This window comes from Pseudanabaena minima str. Chao 2107, from assembly GCF_051131155.1.
Lineage (GTDB): Bacteria > Cyanobacteriota > Cyanobacteriia > Pseudanabaenales > Pseudanabaenaceae > Pseudanabaena > Pseudanabaena minima.
Window position 1 is genome coordinate 1,462,762 of record NZ_CP159508.1, and the last position, 20,968, is coordinate 1,483,729.

At 43.2% G+C, this 20,968-nt stretch carries 16 protein-coding genes; 12 read left to right on the forward strand and 4 right to left on the reverse strand.

The window, feature by feature from the left end; all coding sequences use genetic code 11:
• Nucleotide 1: 1 nt before the first annotated feature.
• The 3 genes from murQ to ABM313_RS06360 all read left to right on the forward strand — a co-directional run bounded on the left by murQ (nucleotide 2) and on the right by ABM313_RS06360 (nucleotide 4,668).
• Nucleotides 2-901: an N-acetylmuramic acid 6-phosphate etherase gene (murQ, locus tag ABM313_RS06350; protein ID WP_434688393.1), complete on the forward strand. Its 900-nt coding sequence runs from the start codon at nucleotides 2-4 to the stop codon at nucleotides 899-901.
• A 217-nt stretch (nucleotides 902-1,118) separates the two neighbouring features.
• Nucleotides 1,119-1,433, forward strand: a complete 315-nt coding sequence (locus ABM313_RS06355) for a DUF3067 family protein (RefSeq protein ID WP_434686829.1) — start codon at nucleotides 1,119-1,121, stop codon at nucleotides 1,431-1,433.
• A gap of 454 nt (nucleotides 1,434-1,887) precedes the next feature.
• Entirely contained in the window at nucleotides 1,888-4,668 is a 2,781-nt protein-coding gene (locus ABM313_RS06360) for a GAF domain-containing protein (RefSeq protein WP_434686830.1), read from the forward strand.
• 639 nt (nucleotides 4,669-5,307) lie between these two features.
• Here the strand turns inward: ABM313_RS06360 and petD are convergent.
• Both petD and petB read right to left on the reverse strand, forming a co-directional pair.
• Nucleotides 5,308-5,793 carry a cytochrome b6-f complex subunit IV gene (gene petD / locus ABM313_RS06365; protein ID WP_094528536.1) on the reverse strand — a complete coding sequence of 162 codons (486 nt, stop codon included), beginning with the start codon at nucleotides 5,791-5,793 and terminating at the stop codon, nucleotides 5,308-5,310.
• A gap of 82 nt (nucleotides 5,794-5,875) precedes the next feature.
• Nucleotides 5,876-6,523 carry a cytochrome b6 gene (gene petB, locus ABM313_RS06370; RefSeq protein ID WP_094528535.1) on the reverse strand — a complete coding sequence of 216 codons (648 nt, stop codon included), beginning with the start codon at nucleotides 6,521-6,523 and terminating at the stop codon, nucleotides 5,876-5,878.
• A gap of 221 nt (nucleotides 6,524-6,744) precedes the next feature.
• Between petB and ABM313_RS06375 the strand changes: the two genes are divergently transcribed.
• The 3 genes from ABM313_RS06375 (at nucleotide 6,745) to ilvC (ending at nucleotide 9,201) form a co-directional block, all read left to right on the forward strand.
• Complete coding sequence (locus ABM313_RS06375) at nucleotides 6,745-7,419, forward strand: M23 family metallopeptidase (protein ID WP_434686831.1); 675 nt, start codon at nucleotides 6,745-6,747, stop codon at nucleotides 7,417-7,419.
• 62 nt (nucleotides 7,420-7,481) lie between these two features.
• Nucleotides 7,482-8,069 carry a GNAT family N-acetyltransferase gene (locus ABM313_RS06380; protein ID WP_434686832.1) on the forward strand — a complete coding sequence of 196 codons (588 nt, stop codon included), beginning with the start codon at nucleotides 7,482-7,484 and terminating at the stop codon, nucleotides 8,067-8,069.
• A gap of 136 nt (nucleotides 8,070-8,205) precedes the next feature.
• Nucleotides 8,206-9,201: a ketol-acid reductoisomerase gene (gene ilvC, locus ABM313_RS06385; protein WP_434686833.1), complete on the forward strand. Its 996-nt coding sequence runs from the start codon at nucleotides 8,206-8,208 to the stop codon at nucleotides 9,199-9,201.
• Nucleotides 9,202-9,233: 32 nt separating this feature from the next.
• On the opposite strand, the gene mrdA is transcribed toward ilvC, so the two are convergent.
• On the reverse strand, nucleotides 9,234-11,060 hold the full coding sequence (gene mrdA, locus ABM313_RS06390; protein ID WP_434686834.1) for a penicillin-binding protein 2: 1,827 nt from the start codon (nucleotides 11,058-11,060) through the stop codon (nucleotides 9,234-9,236).
• A gap of 168 nt (nucleotides 11,061-11,228) precedes the next feature.
• Here mrdA and ABM313_RS06395 point away from each other — a divergent pair, with 168 nt between their 5' ends.
• From ABM313_RS06395 to ABM313_RS06405, 3 genes are all read left to right on the forward strand, one after another.
• The gene (locus ABM313_RS06395; RefSeq protein WP_434686835.1) at nucleotides 11,229-11,666 is read left to right on the forward strand and encodes an ATP-binding protein; all 438 of its coding nucleotides are present in this window, start codon (nucleotides 11,229-11,231) and stop codon (nucleotides 11,664-11,666) included.
• A 239-nt stretch (nucleotides 11,667-11,905) separates the two neighbouring features.
• Nucleotides 11,906-14,194: a RelA/SpoT family protein gene (locus tag ABM313_RS06400; protein ID WP_434686836.1), complete on the forward strand. Its 2,289-nt coding sequence runs from the start codon at nucleotides 11,906-11,908 to the stop codon at nucleotides 14,192-14,194.
• A gap of 130 nt (nucleotides 14,195-14,324) precedes the next feature.
• The gene (locus tag ABM313_RS06405) at nucleotides 14,325-14,921 is read left to right on the forward strand and encodes a Uma2 family endonuclease (RefSeq protein ID WP_434686837.1); all 597 of its coding nucleotides are present in this window, start codon (nucleotides 14,325-14,327) and stop codon (nucleotides 14,919-14,921) included.
• A gap of 153 nt (nucleotides 14,922-15,074) precedes the next feature.
• On the opposite strand, the gene ABM313_RS06410 is transcribed toward ABM313_RS06405, so the two are convergent.
• Nucleotides 15,075-15,926, reverse strand: coding sequence for an IS5 family transposase (locus tag ABM313_RS06410; RefSeq protein ID WP_434684046.1), 852 nt, complete (start codon nucleotides 15,924-15,926; stop codon nucleotides 15,075-15,077).
• Nucleotides 15,927-16,043: 117 nt separating this feature from the next.
• On the opposite strand from ABM313_RS06410, the gene ABM313_RS06415 reads away from it, so the two are divergent.
• From ABM313_RS06415 to ABM313_RS06425, 3 genes are all read left to right on the forward strand, one after another.
• Entirely contained in the window at nucleotides 16,044-16,583 is a 540-nt protein-coding gene (locus tag ABM313_RS06415) for a hypothetical protein (RefSeq protein WP_434686838.1), read from the forward strand.
• A 74-nt stretch (nucleotides 16,584-16,657) separates the two neighbouring features.
• Entirely contained in the window at nucleotides 16,658-20,389 is a 3,732-nt protein-coding gene (locus tag ABM313_RS06420) for an nSTAND1 domain-containing NTPase (protein ID WP_434686839.1), read from the forward strand.
• A 79-nt stretch (nucleotides 20,390-20,468) separates the two neighbouring features.
• Complete coding sequence (locus ABM313_RS06425; protein ID WP_434686840.1) at nucleotides 20,469-20,963, forward strand: DM13 domain-containing protein; 495 nt, start codon at nucleotides 20,469-20,471, stop codon at nucleotides 20,961-20,963.
• Nucleotides 20,964-20,968 lie beyond the last annotated feature (5 nt).

Here is a 20,968-nt window from a genome sequence, read left to right on the forward strand (position 1 = left end):
AATGAACAATGGCGATCGCGGTTATTTGCTAACCGAGCAAGCAAATCCCCATAGCCAAAATTTGGATCGGCTCAGTGCTTTAGAAATTGTCGAACTGTTTAACCAAGAGGATGCTAAAGCAGTTGCCGCAGTCGGTATCGAAAAAGAAGCGATCGCCGCAGCAATTATGACTATTGCTTCAGCGATCGCCAGTGGTGGTCGATTGTTTTATGTTGGTGCTGGTACGAGTGGTCGGCTTGGTGTCCTCGATGCTGCTGAATGTCCACCCACTTTTTGCAGTGATCCTGATCTGATTCAAGGTATCTTGGCGGGTGGGATGAATGCTATGGTACGCAGTTCTGAAGCCCTCGAAGATCGCGAAGATGACGGCAAAGATGCGATCGCCGAAAGAAATATATGCGATCTCGATGTTGTCTTTGGCATTACCGCAGGCGGAACTACACCCTATGTCCATGGAGCGCTCAAGGAAGCCAATCATCGGGGTGCAAAAACAATCTTTTTTTGTTGTGTGCCACCTGATCAATTTCCTAGCCAATACGATATCGAGATCCGTCCGTTAGTGGGAGCCGAAGTTTTGACAGGATCAACCAGACTCAAGGCTGGGACAGCTACAAAACTTGTACTAAATACAATCTCGACTGGTGTGATGGTGCAGCTAGGAAAGGTTTATGGCAATCGAATGATCGATGTCGCTGTCACCAATAGCAAGCTCGAAGATCGTGCCATTCGGATTATTCGCGATCTCACATCAAGTAGTCGTGATGATGCCGCACAACTATTAGAGCGATCAGGTAAGCGGGTGAAACTAGCTTTGTTAATGCATTGGAAAAATTTAGATATGGCTACTGCCGAGAAATTATTGCAAGATGCTCAAGGTCATTTGGGTAAGGCGATGATGTAGGTTGTTTTTATAGCTATAGCTCAAAACCCAAATAGCGTGAGGCGGCGCGAAGCGCCGCCTCACGCTATTTGGGTTTTATATCCTAACAAGAATGGCGATAGCTATAAAACCCTTACTGGCTTTAGGTTCTAATTCACATAAGTGTGCCGACACTTTTGTGAATTGGTATAAGATGTTTTACAGCGCTTTGCGCTGTAAGCAAAAAAATGTAGAAACTATGACAGGCGCAGAACTCCGTCAGGCGATCGCCAATAAATGGGACTATTCCTATGACGTACAATTACGCAAAACACAGGGTAAAATTTTCTTGCAAGTAATGTGGCGCTATCAAGAGCAGCAATCCTTTTCGATGAACGAAGCCGAATTTATTCAACATCTGGACACGATCGCCTCCTATCTCAGTGATTGGGGCGTAGTCGAGCAAGTCCAAAAATTTATTGAAATCACGAAGGAACGTCCCAGACTTGGCAAAGCTGTGAGTATTCCTTTGCAAATCGGTGAGCGATCGCTAGAGTGGCTTATAGGTAATTAATCATCTAATAGCGTATGTTGTGGCGCTTTGCGCCACAACATACGCTATTAGACCAATTCACGAAAGTGTGACAACACTTTTGTGAATTAAACCCCAAACCCAGTCAGGGTTTTTAAAACTAAAAATGGCGTAGCCATTTTTAGTTTTGGTATTAGATGGGAAATAAATAAATGCTAAGTAGATGAAAGTGATTAACGTAATTAATTACAAACCCAAACCCATAAAGTTGCGACCCGCAGGGTCGCGACTTTATGGGTTTGGGTAATTTATTTTGGACAAGTGCTTATAAAAGTTAATAAAATCAATAAAAGTATGGCGTGTTGCTGACTTTCTAAGCTAAAGATTGTACGATTGTGTTGAAATACTTTTTATAATCTTAATTTCTAAAAATTTCCATTTTATTTCGCTACGTCGCTCTAACCATACCTAAGTCTAAAAACGTCAGGGCAAAAATATGAGTCAAGCAGGAGCTAACCCATGGGATCGCCAATTTGTTAACCTTGGGCGAATCATGCAGTTCTTGCGTGATGAGGACAGTATTGACAACCTATTGACTGCAACCCTCGATTATCTTCGAGACAATTTTGAGTACAAACTTCTCTGGATTGGGCTGTATGATGCAGAAAACCACCGACTAACAGGCAAAGGTGGGACGACACCTGCGGGTGAAATCAAATTCTTAAAAGAGAGATTTAATCTTAATGCAGGTGATCTGCTTGATCAGGTGATTTTGCAACGTAAGCCAGTCCCGATCGCCGATTTGCGTCAAGAGAAGCGTAGTGGCGAATGGCAAAAATTAGCCCAAAAATTTGATATTCAAGGCACATTGCTCTGGCCGATCTACCATCGCGATCGCAGTTTTGGCGTAGTTCTCTTAGGCTCAAACCTATGGAATGTTACACCACGTAACGAAGAAAGAGCTAGACTATCGGTTGTTCTTGGTAGTCTTGGTTCAACCCTCAGCCGTCTAGATGACGAATGGCATCATCACAATACCAAACGTCCTGACGAGCCATTACTGCAAATTCTCTCAAAAATCCGCAATATTCCTGCACTCAATGAGCGCCTTGAAGAGATTGTGCAGGAAACTCATAGCTTCGTCATGCCCGATCACACCAGCATCTATTGGTTTGAACGCGAGCATCAATATTTCTGGCGACGAATTGTCAATCGCCAGCCAGGTCCAAAATCTAAGCAAGCTGTTGACAATACGGCTGGAGTAACTGTCCAAAACGCGCCTACCCTTTATCAGGCTCTATCGAAAGATCAGATAGTGGTGGTAGTTGATGCGAAATCCATGACCAAGGGCGAAGTTAGCAATCGAGTCATGGAACAATTTGGAGCAGTTTCCATTATTATTGCGCCGATATTTTTTCAATCTGAACTCTTAGGCTTTTTGTCAGTAGAAGGTGATGAACCCCGACTCTGGACTGATGATGAGCGTAATTTTGTGCGCGGTGCGGCGCAACTCGCTGCCATTACCGCACCCCTAGAAGAAATGGAAGTCACTCTTGATCGTATTGCTTCCGATCAGATTCTCACCGCAGGGATTGCAAGGGCGATCTATTCAGATAATGATTGGCAGAGCGCTCTCGATCAAGCTGCTGAACAGCTATGTCAGCGCCTAGGGCTAGAACGCTTTTGGGTAGCAACCTATGACAAAGATAATGATGTATTTAAGATTGATTTTCAGTATCATCCTAAAAATCGTCGTCCGCTCCCTACGTTTTTACCAGGATTAGCTCCCGTTGATGTGCAGATGATGGAGCAGTCCCCCGATGCGGCTACAGTCGAGAATCTTGATAGCGATTTTAAATTTCTTTCATGGCGAACTCCCTTACTTGATCTAGATGTGCGATCGATGATTGTCAGTAGTACTTCGATTGGGAAGTCCCTCGAAGGTATTCTCGCTGTTGCCCACGAAGCACCACGCACATGGTCACGTCCAGAACGAGAAATGGTGCAAGCAGTTGCTCAACAGATTGGGTTAATTGTTCACCAAAATGAATTACAGCGCTTGTCCGATGAACGTCAAAAGTCGCATCAGGCCGTTCAGTTTGGTCTAGTTGCATTACAGCAATGTAATGCCCTTGAGAAACTGCATCATACCGCAACGCAGTTAATGGCTCAAGTTACACAGTCGCCGCTAGCTGTACTAGTAGTATGGCTTCCAGGTCGGCAAGGTGGACAGATCGCCTCAGTATTTGCGAGTCGTGACGAATATCAGCTCACAATTACTGAAACTCTGATCGCGATCGAAGAAGATCCACTTGCTCAATGGGCGATCCAAAGTGAAGGAATTCTGCCTCTGAGTATTCACGATTTACCAGAACAGACTAAAGCTTGGCTGAATGCACCTGCTCTTGGTCACTTGATGTTAACTGCATTGCGTACAACTCCTGATCACCAGCCTACAGGGATGATTTTGGTAGCCGATCGCGTGGGAAGACGTTGGATTGATCGCCAATTGCAAGCATTTAATATGTTGGCAAATCAGTTAGCTTGGTCACGCCGCCATTTATTACTAGTTGATCATCTCAAGCACAATCGTCAGGAATTGGAACGTCTCAACTGGTACAAGCATCGTCGTCTAGAAGATATCTATCGCACTGTTAGTACAGGAGTACAGCGCTTGTTAGATACTGATGCTCGTGCCAATGGAACTGGCGGCATCAATAACATTACTTTGCAAAGTTCTCTCAAGCAATTACAGGGTTCTCTATCGCCACTGCCACAAATTATCCGTAAGGAGCAATGGCGGTTACGTCCCAACTATGAGACTGCTCCCCTTGCAGGTATGCTCAAACGAGCTTTGGAGCGCGTTGATTCGTTGGTAAAACAACGTCAAATTTGGTCACAGGTACATAACCAAGCCAATGTGGTCGTGGGTGGTGACATCGCTAAGATGGAGATGATTTTAAACGAGTTGTTGTTGTTTGCTTGTGGGCGATCGGATGTTGGTGGTCGTATCGATCTTTGGTGTCGTCAGATTGACGAAAAGCTGCTAGAACTATCAATTACTGATTACGGTGTGGTTGATGCGTCTTTACTACAGGAGCTACATCAAGGCAGAGCGATCGATCCGCTTTCACCTTCGTTATTAGACCAGCCCCCTGGGTTACATCTGGCGATTTGTCAAAGTCTCATGCTAGAGGCGGGCGGTGAGCTATCTCTCTATCAACTAGAAGATAATCGTATTCTCAGTCGTCTTATCCTGCCTCTTTCTAGTTCATAAATGATGATACATCTGTATTGACCTTACAGTAATCTTCGATCAAATGAACTACAAGAAAAACCTTGAAAGTTTTTCTTGGCAAAACTTTCAAGGTTTTTCTTGGTTTGAGCTTGAGCGCAAATCGCGGTATCGAACTCACATTGAATTAACGTCAGTTCGACGAAAGCGAAAAATGGTAAGAATCGCTAAGCGATTCTTACCATTTTTCGCCATTTGCGTCGTGCGAAGCACGACGCAAATGGCGATATCGAACTCACGTTGAATTAATCAGCGTGTTTGAGAAGTTTTGCTCTAGCCCCCTAATTCTGGGGGCTAGGGGGGCAAAAACTACAATTCTTAAATGGATTTTTAGGCGATCGGGAGCGTCTCTGCAAAATGTCTCTTTGAAAACAAAAAAAGGATTTTGAGCAATGCTCAAAATCCTTTTTTTGTTTTCAAACAAGCTGCCAAGCAACTTATTAGAATTAACTACCGATATTACGTGAAAGGGATTCCTGCGATCCTCAAGATTGGTGGCTGGCACGGGGGCACAGCCCCTACAGATTCTAAAATTGTACAGGTAGGGGCAATGCCCCAGTGCTTGCCCTGTCACGCTAGCAGTAGGAGTTCATCATCTGCGTTCCGCGCAACATCAGTTAACTAGAACAAGCCTAAAGTCAAAGACTTGTCGATAGGCATGGTAGAGCCAATTCCCAACCAAAGAGTAACAGCAGTACCAAATAGAAATACAGCCATTGCTACAGGACGACGGAAAGGATTTTGGAACTTGTTTACATTCTCAATGAAAGGAATGAGAATCAAACCAACAGGAATCAAACTTTGAAGCAGTACGCCCAAAAGCTTGTTAGGAACAATCCGCAAAATTTGGAATGCAGGATAGAGGAACCACTCTGGCAAAATTTCCAAAGGAGTTGCGAAAGGATTAGCAGGTTCGCCGACCATTGTAGGGTCAAGCACTGCCAAACCAGTAATCAAAGCGATCGTGCCAGTAATTACTACAGGGAACATGTACAACAGATCATTTGGCCAAGCTGGTTCGCCATAGTAGTTGTGACCCATGTTCTTTTCCAACTTTGCACGCAAAATTGGATCATTTAAATCAGGGAGCTTTTCAGTCTTTGCCATGTTATTGCTTTATTTATTGCGTTATGGTTTTCTAAAATTATCTAATAGGAAAATCCTATACGAGTTTCTAAGATAAGAAACCTTACAAAGGACCAGAAATACCTTGCTTACGGATCATCAAGAAGTGAGCCAGCATGAATACGGCAATCAACCAAGGCAATACAAAGGTATGCAAGCTGTAGAAACGGGTAAGAGTTGCTTGACCAACGCTTTGTCCGCCACGCAATAGCTCAACCAAAGTTCCACCAACAACAGGAATTGCATCAGGTACACCAGATACAATCTTAACTGCCCAGTATCCAACTTGATCCCAAGGTAGGGAGTATCCAGTTACACCGAAGGTAACGGTGATCACAGCAAGAATGACACCAGTGATCCAAGTCAATTCGCGGGGCTTTTTGAAACCGCCAGTTAGATACACACGGAAAACGTGCAGGATCATCATCAAGACCATCATGCTTGCAGACCAACGGTGGACTGAGCGGATCAACCAACCGAAATTAACGTCGGTCATGATGTAGCGTACTGATTCAAATGCTTCAGTGACCGAGGGTTTGTAATAAAAGGTCATCGCGAAACCTGTCGCGAACTGAATTAGGAAGCAGGTGAGGGTGATGCCACCTAAACAATAAAAAATATTGACATGGGGGGGGACGTACTTACTCGTAACGTCCTCAGCGAGCGCCCCGACTTCAAGGCGATCGTTAAACCAATCGTAAACTTTACTCATGTAATTGAAAGACCCAAGATTGCTGAACTAGTTAACAATTTTTTGATAGCTGTAACTTATTTTAATACTTATGACCGAGTGTAGGCAAACCTAAAGACGGTTTTTAACAAGTTTCACTAAATTTATAGAAAAATATAGCAACCCTATTTCATTTATGAGATTAAATATGTTGTGAGAGTGCGCCCTAAAGGGTGCACTCTCACAACATATTTCTAGGATGCATGAAAATATATTTGCGTTTCAGATTAGCAGTTTTTGTGATTTCTCTGTCCAGTACTTGTGTAGCTCCTGTATTGGCTCAAGTTTGCCCCAAGGAATATTCGCTTCCAAATTTGGAAAATGCTCACGAAGAATATCCGCCGACACAGCGTGTTGCTTCTGTTCGTAGCGATCGCGACTTAACATTAGCTTGGGCTTTACCCGCAGAATTTACCGAAATCGAGCCATTTATAGGTAAAGAATATCAGCTTGCGGAGCATGAAGGGCTTGATTTTATTCATAGCAACCCGTTAATTGCCCAAGTACCTGTGCGATCGGTCGCCGATGGCACAGTTGTGTATATTCGTCGTGATTGTCCGCAATCAGGTTCATTTGCGCCAAATAGTTTACAGCGCGACTGTGGCGGTGATTGGGGAAACCATATTGTGATTCGGCATCCTAATGGACTATTCACCCGTTATGCTCATCTCTATCCCGATAGCATTCAAGTAAAAGTTGGGCAGAAAATCATTCGTGGTCAAGAGCTTGGCTATATGGGCAATTCAGGACGCAGTGATACTAGACATTTACATTTTGAGTTAGGCGTGGCAATTAAGATTAAGCCCTGTGCGCCTGCGCAATCTTTTCACTATGTTTACAATCCAGCTATTTATTTACAATGGGCTAATTTGCAATAGAGATTTACGAATTAAATCTCTATTGCAAATTACAGCTAAGCAACCTAGCAAAACTTAAATGTATGAATGATTTACCCGATAAATCTCTTGAGAAAGATAGCGATCGCGATCGCCAAGACACTAACAGTGTTGATATTCGAGAGATGAATATTGATGATATTGCGCCAATTTTTCACTTGGGTGAGCAATTATTTACCAGTGACTTATATCCATACCTCTATCGCACATGGGACGAGTGGGAAGTGATCGGGATGTACAACACTGATTCGGAATATTGCCTAGTTGCCGAAATCGATGATCAGCTTGCAGGCTTTATTCTCGGTACGATCATCAATAAAGCTTCATGGAAATATGGCTATATCACTTGGCTAGGCGTAAATCCCAATTTCCAACGGCGCGGAGTAGCCGATCGCCTAGTTGATAAGATCATTGAACGGATGATTGAAGATAATGTCCGCCTCATGCTGGTTGATACCGATCCCGCGAATACGCCCGCCATTAATTTCTTTAACCGCAAAGGCTTCGGCAATGCTAGAGAACACGTTTTTCTATCATTAAATCTTGCTAAGCATGAATATTACGGCAGATTGATTAATTACGAGCGTGACAAAGCTGAGCGGAATCGTCCACGCTTACGGCGGCGCACTTAAATACTTAAATATATTTAAGAGTTGCAACGATTTTTGTTAGACTAGGAAAAGTGTTTGAAGGCAATTGACAATAAATCTTCCAAACTACATCTAAAAAACTAATCACCCCATCTTTTGTCTCGGAGATAACCACACTATGGCTCGGATGTACTACGACACGGACGCAAATCTTGAATTTCTAGCAGGTAAGACAGTTGCAATTATCGGCTATGGTTCTCAGGGTCACGCCCATGCCCTTAACCTAAAAGAAAGCGGCGTGGATGTCATCGTGGGGTTATATCAAGGCAGTCCCTCATGGCAAAAAGCAGAATCTGAAGGTCTAACTGTTAAGACTGTTGCCGACGCATCGGCTGCTGCTGACCTAATTATGATTTTATTGCCTGACGAAACTCAAAAAGCAATCTACGCTACCGAAATTGCTCCAAATCTTAAAGCTGGAGATACTCTAGCTTTCGCCCATGGTTTCAATATTCACTTCGCACAAGTTGTTCCTCCTGCTGATGTCGATGTGATCATGGTCGCACCTAAAGGACCTGGACACTTGGTACGTCGTACCTATACTCAAGGGCAAGGCGTTCCTGCTTTATTTGCAGTTTATCAAGATGCTACTGGACACGCCCGCGATCGCGCGATGGCATATGCTAAGGGAATCGGCGGCACACGTGGCGGTATTCTCGAAACTACTTTCCGTGAAGAGACTGAAACTGACCTATTCGGTGAACAAGCGGTACTTTGCGGTGGTCTCTGCGCTCTCATCAAAGCAGGTTTTGAAACCCTTGTTGAAGCTGGCTATCAGCCCGAACTTGCCTACTTCGAGTGCTTGCATGAAGTAAAGCTAATTGTGGACTTAGTTGTTGAAGGTGGTATGTCGAATATGCGCTATAGCATCTCGAATACGGCTGAATATGGGGATTATACTCGTGGTCCTCGTGTGGTTAATGAGCAAACCAAAGCTGAAATGAAGAAAATTCTTTCAGAAATTCAATCTGGTCAATTTGCCCGTGAGTTTGTTCTTGAAAATCAAGCTGGCAAACCTGGATTCACCGCAATGCGTCGTCAAGAAGCAGAGCATCAAATCGAGTCAGTCGGTAAAGATCTCCGAGCTATGTTTAGCTGGTTGAAGAAAATCTAATTAAAAAAAGCGGTGCTTAGCACCGCTTTTTTTTAATTGTTAATCACAGGAACTGGTGGATTATTGGGTGAGTTGGGCTTATTTTTGATTTGCATATAGGCTTCGATCGTCTGCACTGCCAAAGGAGCAGCGATAGCACTACCACCGCCACCACCTGCATTTTCACCAAAAACGGTCACCACAATTTCTGGCTTTTCGTAGGGTGCATAGGCTGTAAACCATGCATGGTTTGGACGAGGTGGATCTTGAGCCGTACCAGACTTACCAGCCATGGCAATTTCCGCCGAATTTAGAGGCGCGGCTGTCCCATACTCAAATACAGATCGCAAAGACTTTTGCAGAGCTGCCAGATTTGTAGGCGAGATATTCAAAGACTGCCGCCACTCCCTTGCATCATTATCTTCTAGCAACAAATGTGGTCTAATCTTAAACCCACCATTGGCAACAGCAGCAGTCATCATTGAAACTTGAACAAGATTAGCTTGAACATCACCCTGTCCAATGGACATATTTAAAGTATTACCAACATACCAAGGTTCACCGATGACACGCTTTTTCCACTCTTCATCGGGAACAGTGCCTTTAGTTTCTTCCTCCTTAATTTCGATGCCTGAATATTCGCCATAGCCATATTTATGTGACCATAGGGCGAGATCTTTTTCCCCCACACGCATACCTACTTGTCCGAAGAAAGTATTACTGCTATAAGCCATCGCCTCAGAAAATCCAATCGTGCCAAATCCTGCCTTATTGTGATCCCAGAATTGAAAGCCACCCAAATCGAGATAGGGGTATGTCGCAAGGACATCATTGATACCAAATTTGTTGGTTTCTAAACCAGCGGTCATGGTTACAACCTTAAAGGTACTAGCGGGCGGATATACCTGCAAAACTCGATTTACAAAAGGATGGTCTTTTTCTTGTAACCGTTTCCATGTTGCCTCAGAAATCTTTCCCGAAAACAGGTTAGGATCAAAGGCGGGATGGCTAACCATAGCAAGGATTTCGCCATTATTAGGATTCATAGCAATAATCCCGCCTTGTTGATCACCTAAAATCTTTTCAACCGCTTTTTCTAGATCTAGGTCAATCGTCATTTTGACAGCATTGCCTGCTTTCGGTGGTTTTTGACCTAAAACTCGCAGTACCTTTCCGAAAGCATCGACCTCTACCTGCTGACCACCCCACTCACCACGCAACTGATTCTCAAAGGCATATTCCACACCAGCCTTGCCGATTACATCTCCTGGGCGATAACCTTTTTCGCGTAATTTAGGTAATTCTTCAGCAGTTAGCTCCCCTGTATATCCCAACACATGAGCCGCGATATCGCCATTGGGATAATAGCGCACAGCTTCAGGCTCTACCTTGACCCCTGGCAATTCGAGGCTATGCTCAGAAAGCACAGTTACTAGCTTGGGGCTAATTGATGTAGAGACTCTGACTAGGTTGGGCGAGTTGTAGCCTTCCTGTTCAAGTTTGTCTGTAATCGTTTGCGCTGAAACTCCGATTAACCCAGCTAAACGATTAATAATTGGTTCCCATTTGTCCTTAGTTTGAGCGATCGGCCAGAGATAAACCACATGTGCTAATCGGCTTGAGGCAAGAATGTTACCTTTGCGATCAAAAAGCCGTCCTCTTTCTGGAGGCTTAGCAATTAATCTAATCCGATTGTTTTCTGCAAGCTGTTGGTTGCGATCGCCTTCAATTAGCTGCAAATAAAAAAGCCGCCCACCTAAAATCCCGATTAATACCAATACGCTTAACAAAAATAAAATAGCGGCTCGCATCCCCTTCCCCATGGTGCGGGTGTTTTCAGTGGGATTAAAAGGGGAATTTTGTCGTTGCGTAAAAGTCATACTGCTTAGGAAAGATTTTAAGAAAGATTTTTTCGCTAGAATAATAGATATATCTATTGTATGGCGATCGTGAATTTAATTAATTCCATTGCATGTTTCGTGAATATCTTTACTGTTCACAAGGTACAAAAGCAAGCTACAGCAGTCTTTCAGAGGAGTTAAAAGTCCGTGATTGTGACCCCTGTGCGTTCAGTAGGACGAAAGTGGAGTAATCTCAGTTTTACTTCAACCCTCTATCTTGCCCCAGTATTAGACTTGTTGCTTGACGAAGTACCGTCAGAATGGCAGCCAGAGTTGAGATTGGGTTTGCAAGAAGCCTTAGTTAATGCCGTCAAACATGGCAATTCTCTCGACCCAAGCAAGCAAATTACTGTCAAGTTTTCGATTGTGTCACAAATGTACTGGTGGGTGATCACCGATCAGGGGAATGATTTGCAATCCTCTGGCGGCTCAAAAGACGATCCTACTCCCTGTCATGACTTGGAATGCGGTAGGGGATTTTATATATTGCGAAAAATTTTTGAACATGTGCATTGGGATGTTGCTACACATCGTTTGACTTTGTGCAAACGTATTGATCGATTTAGCAAGCCAATAATTGTTTGATGAATTAAACTTTAAAACCAACAAAAAAGGTGGTGCTTCGCGCCGCCTTTTTTGTTGGCGATCGCTATAATAGTGAGAATTAATCAAGATCAAACTAGCAACTTTTATTGCCGCATCTAATGCATAAAAAAACATCAAAATTTGTTTTCCTAGAGACAAAATCGCATATTTGACATATAAGTTTAAAATAAGATTATGGAAATCTTAACAACTATCTTTGCTAAGGCGAAATTAAACGTATGACTCCGATGACATTATTAGCTGAAGCTCCAGTAGAACGTGTAGGTCATATCGATGGTGAAATAGATTGTGAAAACTTGCAGCAATGTGATGCGATCGTAGATGCGTGGATTCCAGACTGGCTGAGAAGTAGTTGGGAGAAGTCGCAAAGGGGTGAAGATTTAGAGAATGAAGATATTGTTGGGCGGGCTTTAGACTTCGCCTATAAACTACATGATGGTCAATGCCGTGCGTCAGGGGAACCATATATACTGCATCCAATTGCGGTGGCGGCAATCCTAAAAGATTTAGGTGGCAGTAATGCGATGATCGCCGCAGGATTTCTACACGATGTCGTTGAGGACACTGATGTATCTTGCGATCAGATCGAAGAAATGTTTGGTAAAGAAGTTGGGCAATTGGTGGAAGGGGTAACCAAGTTATCGAAACTGAGTTTTGAGAGTAAGACTGAAAGTCAAGCCGAAAATTTTCGCCGCATGTTTCTGGCGATGGCTCAAGATATTCGCGTGATTATCGTCAAGCTTGCCGATCGCCTGCACAATATGCGAACGCTGCAACATCTGCGACCTGAGAAGCAAGTTCTAATTTCTAGAGAAACGAGAGAGATTTTTGCTCCTTTAGCAAACCGATTGGGGTTAGGGCAAATCAAATGGGAACTCGAAGATATTGCCTTTAAATATATTGAGCCAGAACAGTATCAAATGATGGAGTCTCTGGTTGCCGAGACCCATGAGAGTCGTCACGAGCAATTGGTAGAAGTGACGCGGGTATTAGCTGAACGACTAGAGACTATGGGTATTGATGATTTTGATATTAGTGGTAGACCCAAGCATTTGTATGGCATTTATCGCAAGATGGAACGCCAAAAGAAACAATACAACGAGATTTATGACATTCAAGCTGTCAGGGTGATCGTCAATACTAAAGAAGAATGTTATCGAGTTCTCGCAGTTGTTCACGATCATTTCTGCCCGATTCCTGGGCGCTTTAAAGACTACATTGGTCTGCCCAAACCTAATCGCTATCAATCGCTACATACGGCGGTAATTGGACCAAAAGGGCAACCTGTAGAAGTACAGATTCGCACATGGGAAATGCATCACATTGCTGACTATGGGATTGCAGCCCATTGGAAATACAAAGAAAGTAATTCGACTAGCAAGCCTCTCAAAGGCGACGATCAGAAATTTACTTGGTTGCGTCAGTTGGTGGAATGGCAACGTGAATTGAAAGATCCTCAAGAATATCTTGATAGCGTCAAAGAAGATTTATTTGATAGTGAAGTTTATGTATTTAGCCCCAAAGGGGATGTTTACTGTTTACCTCGTGGCGCAACACCTGTAGATTTTGCCTATCGTGTGCATACGGAAGTTGGTAATCACTGCTCAGGTGCATTGGTAAATAATGTGATGGTTCCTTTGCATCGTCCTCTCAAGCATGGTGATATTGTCACGATTCTCACCCAAAACAATGCCCATCCCAGTACCGATTGGATTAATTTTGTGGCAACAAGTTCGGCAAAAAGTCGGATTCGCCAATGGTTTAAGCGATCGCGTCGTGACGAAAACCTTGCCTTAGGACGCAGTGCCTTAGAACGTGAACTTGGTAAGAATGGTTTAGAGACACTGCTTAAATCCGATCAGATGCAGAAGCTAGCTGAGCGATGTAACTATCACAACGTTGAGGATCTGCTGGCAGGTATTGGCTATGGTGAAACTTCAGTCAATACCGTAGTTAATAAACTGCGTGAACATCAGCACCATGATCGTGATTTAAATCCTCAAAAGTATGAAGCACGACATGAACCTAACCATAGCAATAGCAATAGCTCCAAATCACCAATTTTGGGTTTAGAGGGAATGGTTTACTCGATCGCAGGTTGCTGTGCGCCTCTGCCTGGGGAACCAATTACGGGAGTTGTGGCGTTAGGCAGCAATCGTGGTATCACCATCCATCGCCATGATTGCCATAATTTAGCGAATATTCCTAGCGATCGCCTGTTGCATGTGGGCTGGAATCAGCAGAAAGAAAATGATCAGACTCAAACCTATCCTATTGATATTCGGGTGGAAGCGATTGATCGGGTTGGGATATTGCGCGATATTTTGACTCGTCTCTCCGACAACAAAATCAATGTGCGAAGGGCAAATGTGCAGACCAAAAAAGGTAAGGCAGCAATTATTGATTTAAGTATTGATATTAGCGATCGCCACCAGTTTGATCGCGTTTGCAGTCAAATCAACAAACTATGTGACACGCTTTCGGTTTCGCGCCTTGTTGCTGAATAGGAACAATTCACAAAAGTATAGATACACTTTCGTGAATTGCTGACTAACCATTGTAAGGGTTTTGAAAAGACAAAATAGCGTAGCTATTTTGTCTTTTGGTATTAGAGGTATTAGAGAAGGAGCAAAAATCATGAACTTTCAAACTATTGATCTTAGTCCAGTCATTACTCTAACTCGCGAAGAGTTCATCAAGCTCTGTGCAGCAAACCCTGAAATGAAACTTGAACGTACCGCTAAAGGAGAATTGATCGTTATGTCCCCAACGGGTGGTGAAAATGGTAGTTTTAATTCTGACCTCAATTATGAGCTATCTGCATGGAATCGCTCTTCTACAGAAAGAAAAATCATTGGCAAAACCTTCGATTCATCAACAGGGTTTAGTTTGCCGAAGGGTAGCGATCGCTCTCCCGATGCTGCATGGATATCTCTCGCAAAATGGGAATCGCTTACTCCTGAGCAACGCAAAGGTTTTTTGCCCCTCTGTCCTGACTTTCTGATTGAGCTTTTGTCTCCTAGCGATTCATGGAAACAAGGACAGTTGAAGATGGAAGAATATATGGACAATGGCTGTCTTTTGGCATGGTTGATCGATCCGAAACATAAGCATGTTGCCATCTATCGCCAAGGACGATCCGTTGAAATTTTGGATAATCCCAAAATACTCTCAGGGGAAGAAGTACTGCCAAATTTTGTTTTAGATGTTAGTAGCATATTTGGCTGGGGATAGAGTCTCAACCAAAACGCTAAAGAGAATTGTGTAATCTCCTGAAAATGAAAATCTATTAGGGCAGTTAGAAGTGAAGTCAATATTTGGGGAATCACTGTAAATTTATATTTATATCTCTTTACATTGACAATAGACCTCTTGCAGAACTGAAAATTAATCCAGAGCAGAGAAAGTTTTAGAAGCAACAAGAGCGACTTCAAAGTTATAAATGGCAGCAATCAAATTACAACGCAAACCAAAACGACGACGACGATTACGATAAGGTAAAGAGAGAATCTTAAAAATCTTCAAGCGACGATTAACATGCTCAATCGCAATACGTTGACGTGCAAGTTGGCGATTACAACGCTTATCTTCCTTGGATAATGAGCCATTTTGAGGCTTTTTGATAGGAATTTGCGAGTTAGGATGCAACTTTTGTAAGCCTTGATAACCCTTGTCTGCCAAACCTTGTGTCTGTGCGTGAAAATGAACTCCACTTGCCTTGAATAATGAGAAATCATGCTGCTTGCCCTTACCGTAAGCGGTACAAACTATCTTGAAATTAGTCAGATCGACCACCAATTGGGCTTTGAGGGCATGATGCTTTTTCTTACCGCTATAAAAATGTTTCTGGTGATATTTAGGGCGCTCAACCTTTGTCTCAGTTACATCAATGGCAATTATGGCTGGAGCCTTCTCCTGCCACAATGACTTTTTTCCTGCTAACCGAAACTTTTTCGATTTAATTAAGACATTTTCTACTTTTTTGACGATGCGGCAAATCGTCGATTCTGACACTTCCCAGTCGCTAGCAATATGAAAATAGGTGCGATATTCACGCCAATACTGCAAAGTAACCAATATTTGGTCTTCTAGACTTAGCTTTGGTTCTACACCACCTTGTCCTTTGCTTTGGGCTGCTTGTTGCATTAGCTCCGTCATTTGCGCAAATGTTTCTCTTCTTACCCCAAATAACCGTTTAAATTCTGTCGCTGATAGATTTTGACTGGCTTCGTATTTCATCGCTTAATTTGAGATCTGATAAAAAGCTTATAAATCTAACATGTTTTTGGTTCTGCAAGAGGTCTAATAGTTGTACAATTTTTCGTATTAGTAATTTTGTCATCTTTGTCAGCAGCTATGTCCCAAGTCGAAATGGTTTTGAATATGTTGCGCCCAGTCGTGGCTTCGATGTCGGCGGCTGATAAGTCTGATTTACTTGCAAAAGTAAGCCAATTGTTAGAAGGATCTGACGGCAAATCTGCGGCTTCAGGACAAAGCCAAAGCAACACTTTGAGCGGCATTAATTTTAGTGGTGGTGCTAATAACGCCCTCAACTTTGCACCTGTCCAAAATCAAGGCGGCAATGTCAATGTTTCGTCTAACTTTAATCAGAGTTATACGGTCAATCCAGAAGTCAAAAAGGTTCTGGAAGACCTGAGTCAACTTAAGGCAAGCATTGCTGAAAGCCCAGAAGTGAATCCTTTGTTAAAGGAACCCGTCACACAGCAAGTCCAAAAACTGGAAGAGGAATTGCAGAAACCTGAACCAGATCCCAGCTTTGTGGAAAGTACAGTTGCCACAATCAAAAAAGGCTTGGAAGGGGTGCTGACCTTAGCGGAGCCCACAGTGAAAATTGCTTCTTTTGTTGCCAAGCTATACGGCTTTCCTGTGCCATAGCATTTATCTAAAAAAGCGCGGCGAAGCCGCGCTTTTTTAATAGTGGGTTTATTTTTATAAATATCTGGAAATCAATGACTGAAAGCAAAGGAACCTATAACGTCTCTCAGAGCCAAGAAAATGTCCTGAAGGATATTAATATCCAAGGCAGCAGCAATATTATTACCTTCGCGCCTACTCAAAATACGGTTATTGAAACGCAAGTTATCCAAATTTCCGTCCAAAAGGTTACGCAACAACAACTGATTAAAGCATCTCCCTACAAAGGTTTAAATCGGTTTAATGCCGCCGATCGCGATCGCTTTTATGGGCGTGACAAGTTAATTAAGAGAATCTTAGAAGCGATTAATGCCAGTGGCTTAACCCTAGTTACAGGCGCATCGGGAAGTGGCAAATCTTCGGTGATCCGTGCAGGCGTAATTCCAGAGCTGAAGCAGTCTTTATCGAGTCAGGCGATTAAAGATTTCATTTTTACACCTAGCCAAGATCCCTTTGAATCTCTCTATCGATGCTTATTGAATGAAGAAAAGGATTATCAATTTAGTGAAAGTGATGCTCAAGTTGTCTTGACCAAAAAAGCAGAGGCGATCACACAGGTAATTGATCGCCTCAAGGACAAGGATGAACGCTGGTTATGGTTTATCGATCAGTTTGAAGAATTATTCACTAACTGCGGCGATGAGAATATTAGGCAGAATTTTATTGATGGTATCGTCAAAATCGTGAAGTCGGGCGATGGCTCCGTCAGGATTATTTTGGGAATGCGGGCAGATTTTCTAGAACAATTTAGCTTCTATCCTGCCTTGGGAACGATTTTAGACAAGGATAATATTCATCTGGTGACAGAGATGCACCCCGATGAATTGCGGCAAGCGATCGAGCAGCCCGCCGCTAAACATGGTGTGGTCTTTGAAACAGGGCTGGTTGAACAAATTATTCAGGATGTGCAAGGACAGAGGGGATACTTGCCTTTGTTGCAATATAGCCTAAATCTGCTCTGGGAAACGGAATGTAAAACCCTAGCCGCCGATGGTCGCGCAGAAATTGAAAATCGCGTTCTCAATATTTCCACCTATAACCTTTTGGAAGGTGTGAGAGGTGCTTTGCAAACCCGCGTTGACAAGCTTTATCGGAATCTATCTTCAGACCAGCGATCGCTAACTAAGCAAATATTTTTAAAATTAGTAAATATCGTTGATACCGATGGTGGAAGCCGTCCCGTTAGCCGTAGAGCCAATCAGAGTGAATTTGAAGGTAAAGACTTTGAGAAAGCGCTCCTAACCACCTTTGTAAAAGAGAATCTCTTAGTCAGCAGTACCGAATATCAAAATGAACAGGGGCTAGATTTTCAAGGTACTGCTGGCAAAAAACAATATGCAACGGTGGAGATCGCCCATGAAGTTCTCTTAAGTTCTTGGGATGAGCTAAAGCGTTGGCTAGAGGAAGAGAAGGAAACAATTATCTTAAAAAATTATCTGGCTGATGAAACTAATCGTTGGCAAAGGATTAGACAGGAAAGTAATGAGGCAAAGGCAAAAACGGAATTACTGAAAGGGGCACGGCTAGAGCAGTTATATACGCTCAGGGAGGCAAAGGCTTTTGATAAATTAGGCGGCTTGAGCAATTTAGAAAATGAATTTATTGATATCAGTTTTGCATGGAGCAAACAACAGGAAGCACAGGTCAAACGCCGCCGCCAGATTACTGTTGGTGCTCTCACATTCTTTTTGGCGATCGTGTCGGGATTAGCACTAATCGCTCAGAAAAATGCCGATGAAGCGAACCGAGCCAATGTCAATCAGAGCTTTATTTCCGCCAGTTACAAGATGACCTCACTGCTCTACGACAACCTTCAACTTGAGGCTTTAGTGGAAGCAGTGGAAACAGGCGATCGCTTACAACGTAGCCCTAATGATTCCCTTGCCTCTAGTGATGTCAAAATGCGCTTGGCGCTTGCTACAGGCGAAGTCATCTATAACGTTAAAGAAAAGAATCGCCTGATCGCTCACAGCCGCGATGTTTCGGCTGTTGCCTATTCTGCGGACGGAAAATATATCGCGTCAGGTAGCTATGACACCACCGTAAAACTTTGGGATGTCACGGGCAAAAAATTACATACCTTCTCAGGACATCGAGATGTCATCACTAGCATCGCTTTTTCCAAAGATAGTAAATTCCTCGCCTCATCCAGCATCGATCGCACCGTCAAGATTTGGAATATCGACAATAAGGAAGTCAAAAATCTCGATTTTGCTGAGGGTATTAATAGCGTTGCTTTCTCCCCTGATGGGAAGCAATTGGCGATCGCTAGTGGTAAAACCGCTACGATTATTGCCGTTGATAGTGGCGCGAAAGTGCAAATCCTGACTGGACACATCGGCGATGTCGTCAAAGTCGTTTTTTCGCCCGATGGCAAGCTCTTAGCTACCGCCAGTGCTGACCAGACCGTTAAAATTTGGAGTGAGGGCAAAGAATTACAAACCCTCAGAGGACATAGCGGTGCGATCGCCAGTGTGATTTTTTCGCCCGATGGTAAGTTCTTAGCCTCAGCGAGCGCAGATAGTACGGCTAAACTCTGGAGTATCGATGGGAAAGAACTGCAAACTCTAAGAGGGCATCGCAACAAGGTGACAGATATCGCTTTCTCCCCCGATGGCAAAAGTTTAGCAACTGCCAGTGATGATCGCACGATTAAGATCTGGACTATCGCAGGGCAAGAGATGGAAACTCTGCAAGGACATAGTGATATTGTGCGAAGTATTGCTTTTGCTAGTGACGGTAAAAGTTTGGCATCAGCAAGCGCGGATAAAACTATTAAAATCTGGAACTTGGAACGCTTGCAACGCTTAGTTCTCAGAGGTCATAGCAGTGGCATTCGCAGTATCGCCTTTTCTCCAGACAATCAAACAATTGCTTCAGCGAGTGCCGATAAAACGATCAAAATCTGGAATCTTGAGGGCAAAGAATTAAAAACTCTCTCTGGTCATGCCCAAGTCGTTACTTCGATCGCATTTTCACCAGATGGTAAGAAGATTGCATCGGGTAGTTCTGACGATACGATCAAAATTTGGGATAGTGAAGGGAAGGAATTGCAAACTCTCACAGGACATAACAGCATTGTCTATAGTGTGGCTTTCTCAACTGATGGTAAATATTTAGCCTCAGCCAGTTTAGATAAAACCGTCAAAATCTGGAGCGCCGAGGGGCAAGAATTACAGACAATTAGTGAAGGGATTGGCGAAGTTCTCAGTATTGCTTTCTCTCCCGATCGCAAACAATTGGCTCTGGCGAGTAGAGATAAAACGGTGAAACTCTGGAATATCGAAGCTAAAAAATTACAAACCCTTGGACAGCATACGGAGCAGGTTACTAGCGTTGTTTTTTCTCCCGATGGCAAATATATTGCCTCCGCTAGTAGCGATCGCACGATCAAAATTTGGAGCAGTGAGGGCAAGGAGTTGCGAACCCTTACAGGACATACTGACGCGATCTCCAGTGTCGCCTTTGCGCCCAATAGTCAGCAATTAGCTTCCGCTAGTGCCGATAGAATTATTAAAGTCTGGAGCATCACTGGTAACGAATTATTTACGCTCAAGGGAGGTCACCAAGATGCGATCTCCTCCGTTGCTTTTTCCCCTGATGGAAATTACTTAGGATCAGCAAGTAATGATCAAACAATTATTCTTTGGAATATTAATTTAGAGAATTTAAAGCAATTGGGTTGTCAATCACTTAATGATTACATTTTTACTCAAATTGATTTAGATCCAAAAAATTCCAATCTCAGGACAATTTGTAAATCATGATATAACTTAAAACTAGAGTTGGAGTTGTCCGCGTAGCGGACAACTCCAACTCTAGTTTTGGGTTTCAACTATATTGAATATGAAAATTAAAACAAGCATTACAAAACTTAGCCCCATTGCTCTCATCGCAACTTTGCTCATCAGTTGCGAATCGAAACCACCTGAAGCTAATGTCGCATCTAATGCAAGTCCCACACCAGCCGCCACTGTAAACAATAAGGGAGAAGCATCGCGATCAGGCAAGTTTGTGTCTGTTTCTAATCCCACTAGCGGTCAAGCAACACTCTCAACCAAGGGTGATAAAAATATTTTGGAACTTGACGAAAATTTTAAAACTGATGGTGGACCTGATCTAAGAATTGTTTTTCATAAAGCGCCTGATCTTTCCAGTATTGCGGCTCCTCCCAGCTTCGGTATAGATGCAGCCGATTACATTGTGATTGAAAAACTAAAAAGTACCAGTGGCAAGCAAGTTTATGAAATTCCTAAAGAGACGAAACTAACAAGTTTTAAATCGGTCGCTGTTTGGTGTGCCAAAATGAATAAAACCTATGGTTTTGCCATATTGCCATAACCCCA

Excerpts from the sequence above, each read along its gene's own strand:
- murQ (WP_434688393.1), top strand. The coding sequence starts at position 2 with ATGAACAATGGCGATCGCGGTTATTTGCTAACCGAGCAAGCAAATCCC.
- ABM313_RS06355 (WP_434686829.1), top strand. The coding sequence starts at position 1,119 with ATGACAGGCGCAGAACTCCGTCAGGCGATCGCCAATAAATGGGACTAT.
- ABM313_RS06360 (WP_434686830.1), top strand. The coding sequence starts at position 1,888 with ATGAGTCAAGCAGGAGCTAACCCATGGGATCGCCAATTTGTTAACCTT.
- petD (WP_094528536.1), bottom strand. The coding sequence starts at position 5,793 with ATGGCAAAGACTGAAAAGCTCCCTGATTTAAATGATCCAATTTTGCGT.
- petB (WP_094528535.1), bottom strand. The coding sequence starts at position 6,523 with ATGAGTAAAGTTTACGATTGGTTTAACGATCGCCTTGAAGTCGGGGCG.
- ABM313_RS06375 (WP_434686831.1), top strand. The coding sequence starts at position 6,745 with ATGAAAATATATTTGCGTTTCAGATTAGCAGTTTTTGTGATTTCTCTG.
- ABM313_RS06380 (WP_434686832.1), top strand. The coding sequence starts at position 7,482 with ATGAATGATTTACCCGATAAATCTCTTGAGAAAGATAGCGATCGCGAT.
- ilvC (WP_434686833.1), top strand. The coding sequence starts at position 8,206 with ATGGCTCGGATGTACTACGACACGGACGCAAATCTTGAATTTCTAGCA.
- mrdA (WP_434686834.1), bottom strand. The coding sequence starts at position 11,060 with ATGACTTTTACGCAACGACAAAATTCCCCTTTTAATCCCACTGAAAAC.
- ABM313_RS06400 (WP_434686836.1), top strand. The coding sequence starts at position 11,906 with ATGACTCCGATGACATTATTAGCTGAAGCTCCAGTAGAACGTGTAGGT.
- ABM313_RS06405 (WP_434686837.1), top strand. The coding sequence starts at position 14,325 with ATGAACTTTCAAACTATTGATCTTAGTCCAGTCATTACTCTAACTCGC.
- ABM313_RS06410 (WP_434684046.1), bottom strand. The coding sequence starts at position 15,926 with ATGAAATACGAAGCCAGTCAAAATCTATCAGCGACAGAATTTAAACGG.
- ABM313_RS06415 (WP_434686838.1), top strand. The coding sequence starts at position 16,044 with ATGTCCCAAGTCGAAATGGTTTTGAATATGTTGCGCCCAGTCGTGGCT.
- ABM313_RS06420 (WP_434686839.1), top strand. The coding sequence starts at position 16,658 with ATGACTGAAAGCAAAGGAACCTATAACGTCTCTCAGAGCCAAGAAAAT.
- ABM313_RS06425 (WP_434686840.1), top strand. The coding sequence starts at position 20,469 with ATGAAAATTAAAACAAGCATTACAAAACTTAGCCCCATTGCTCTCATC.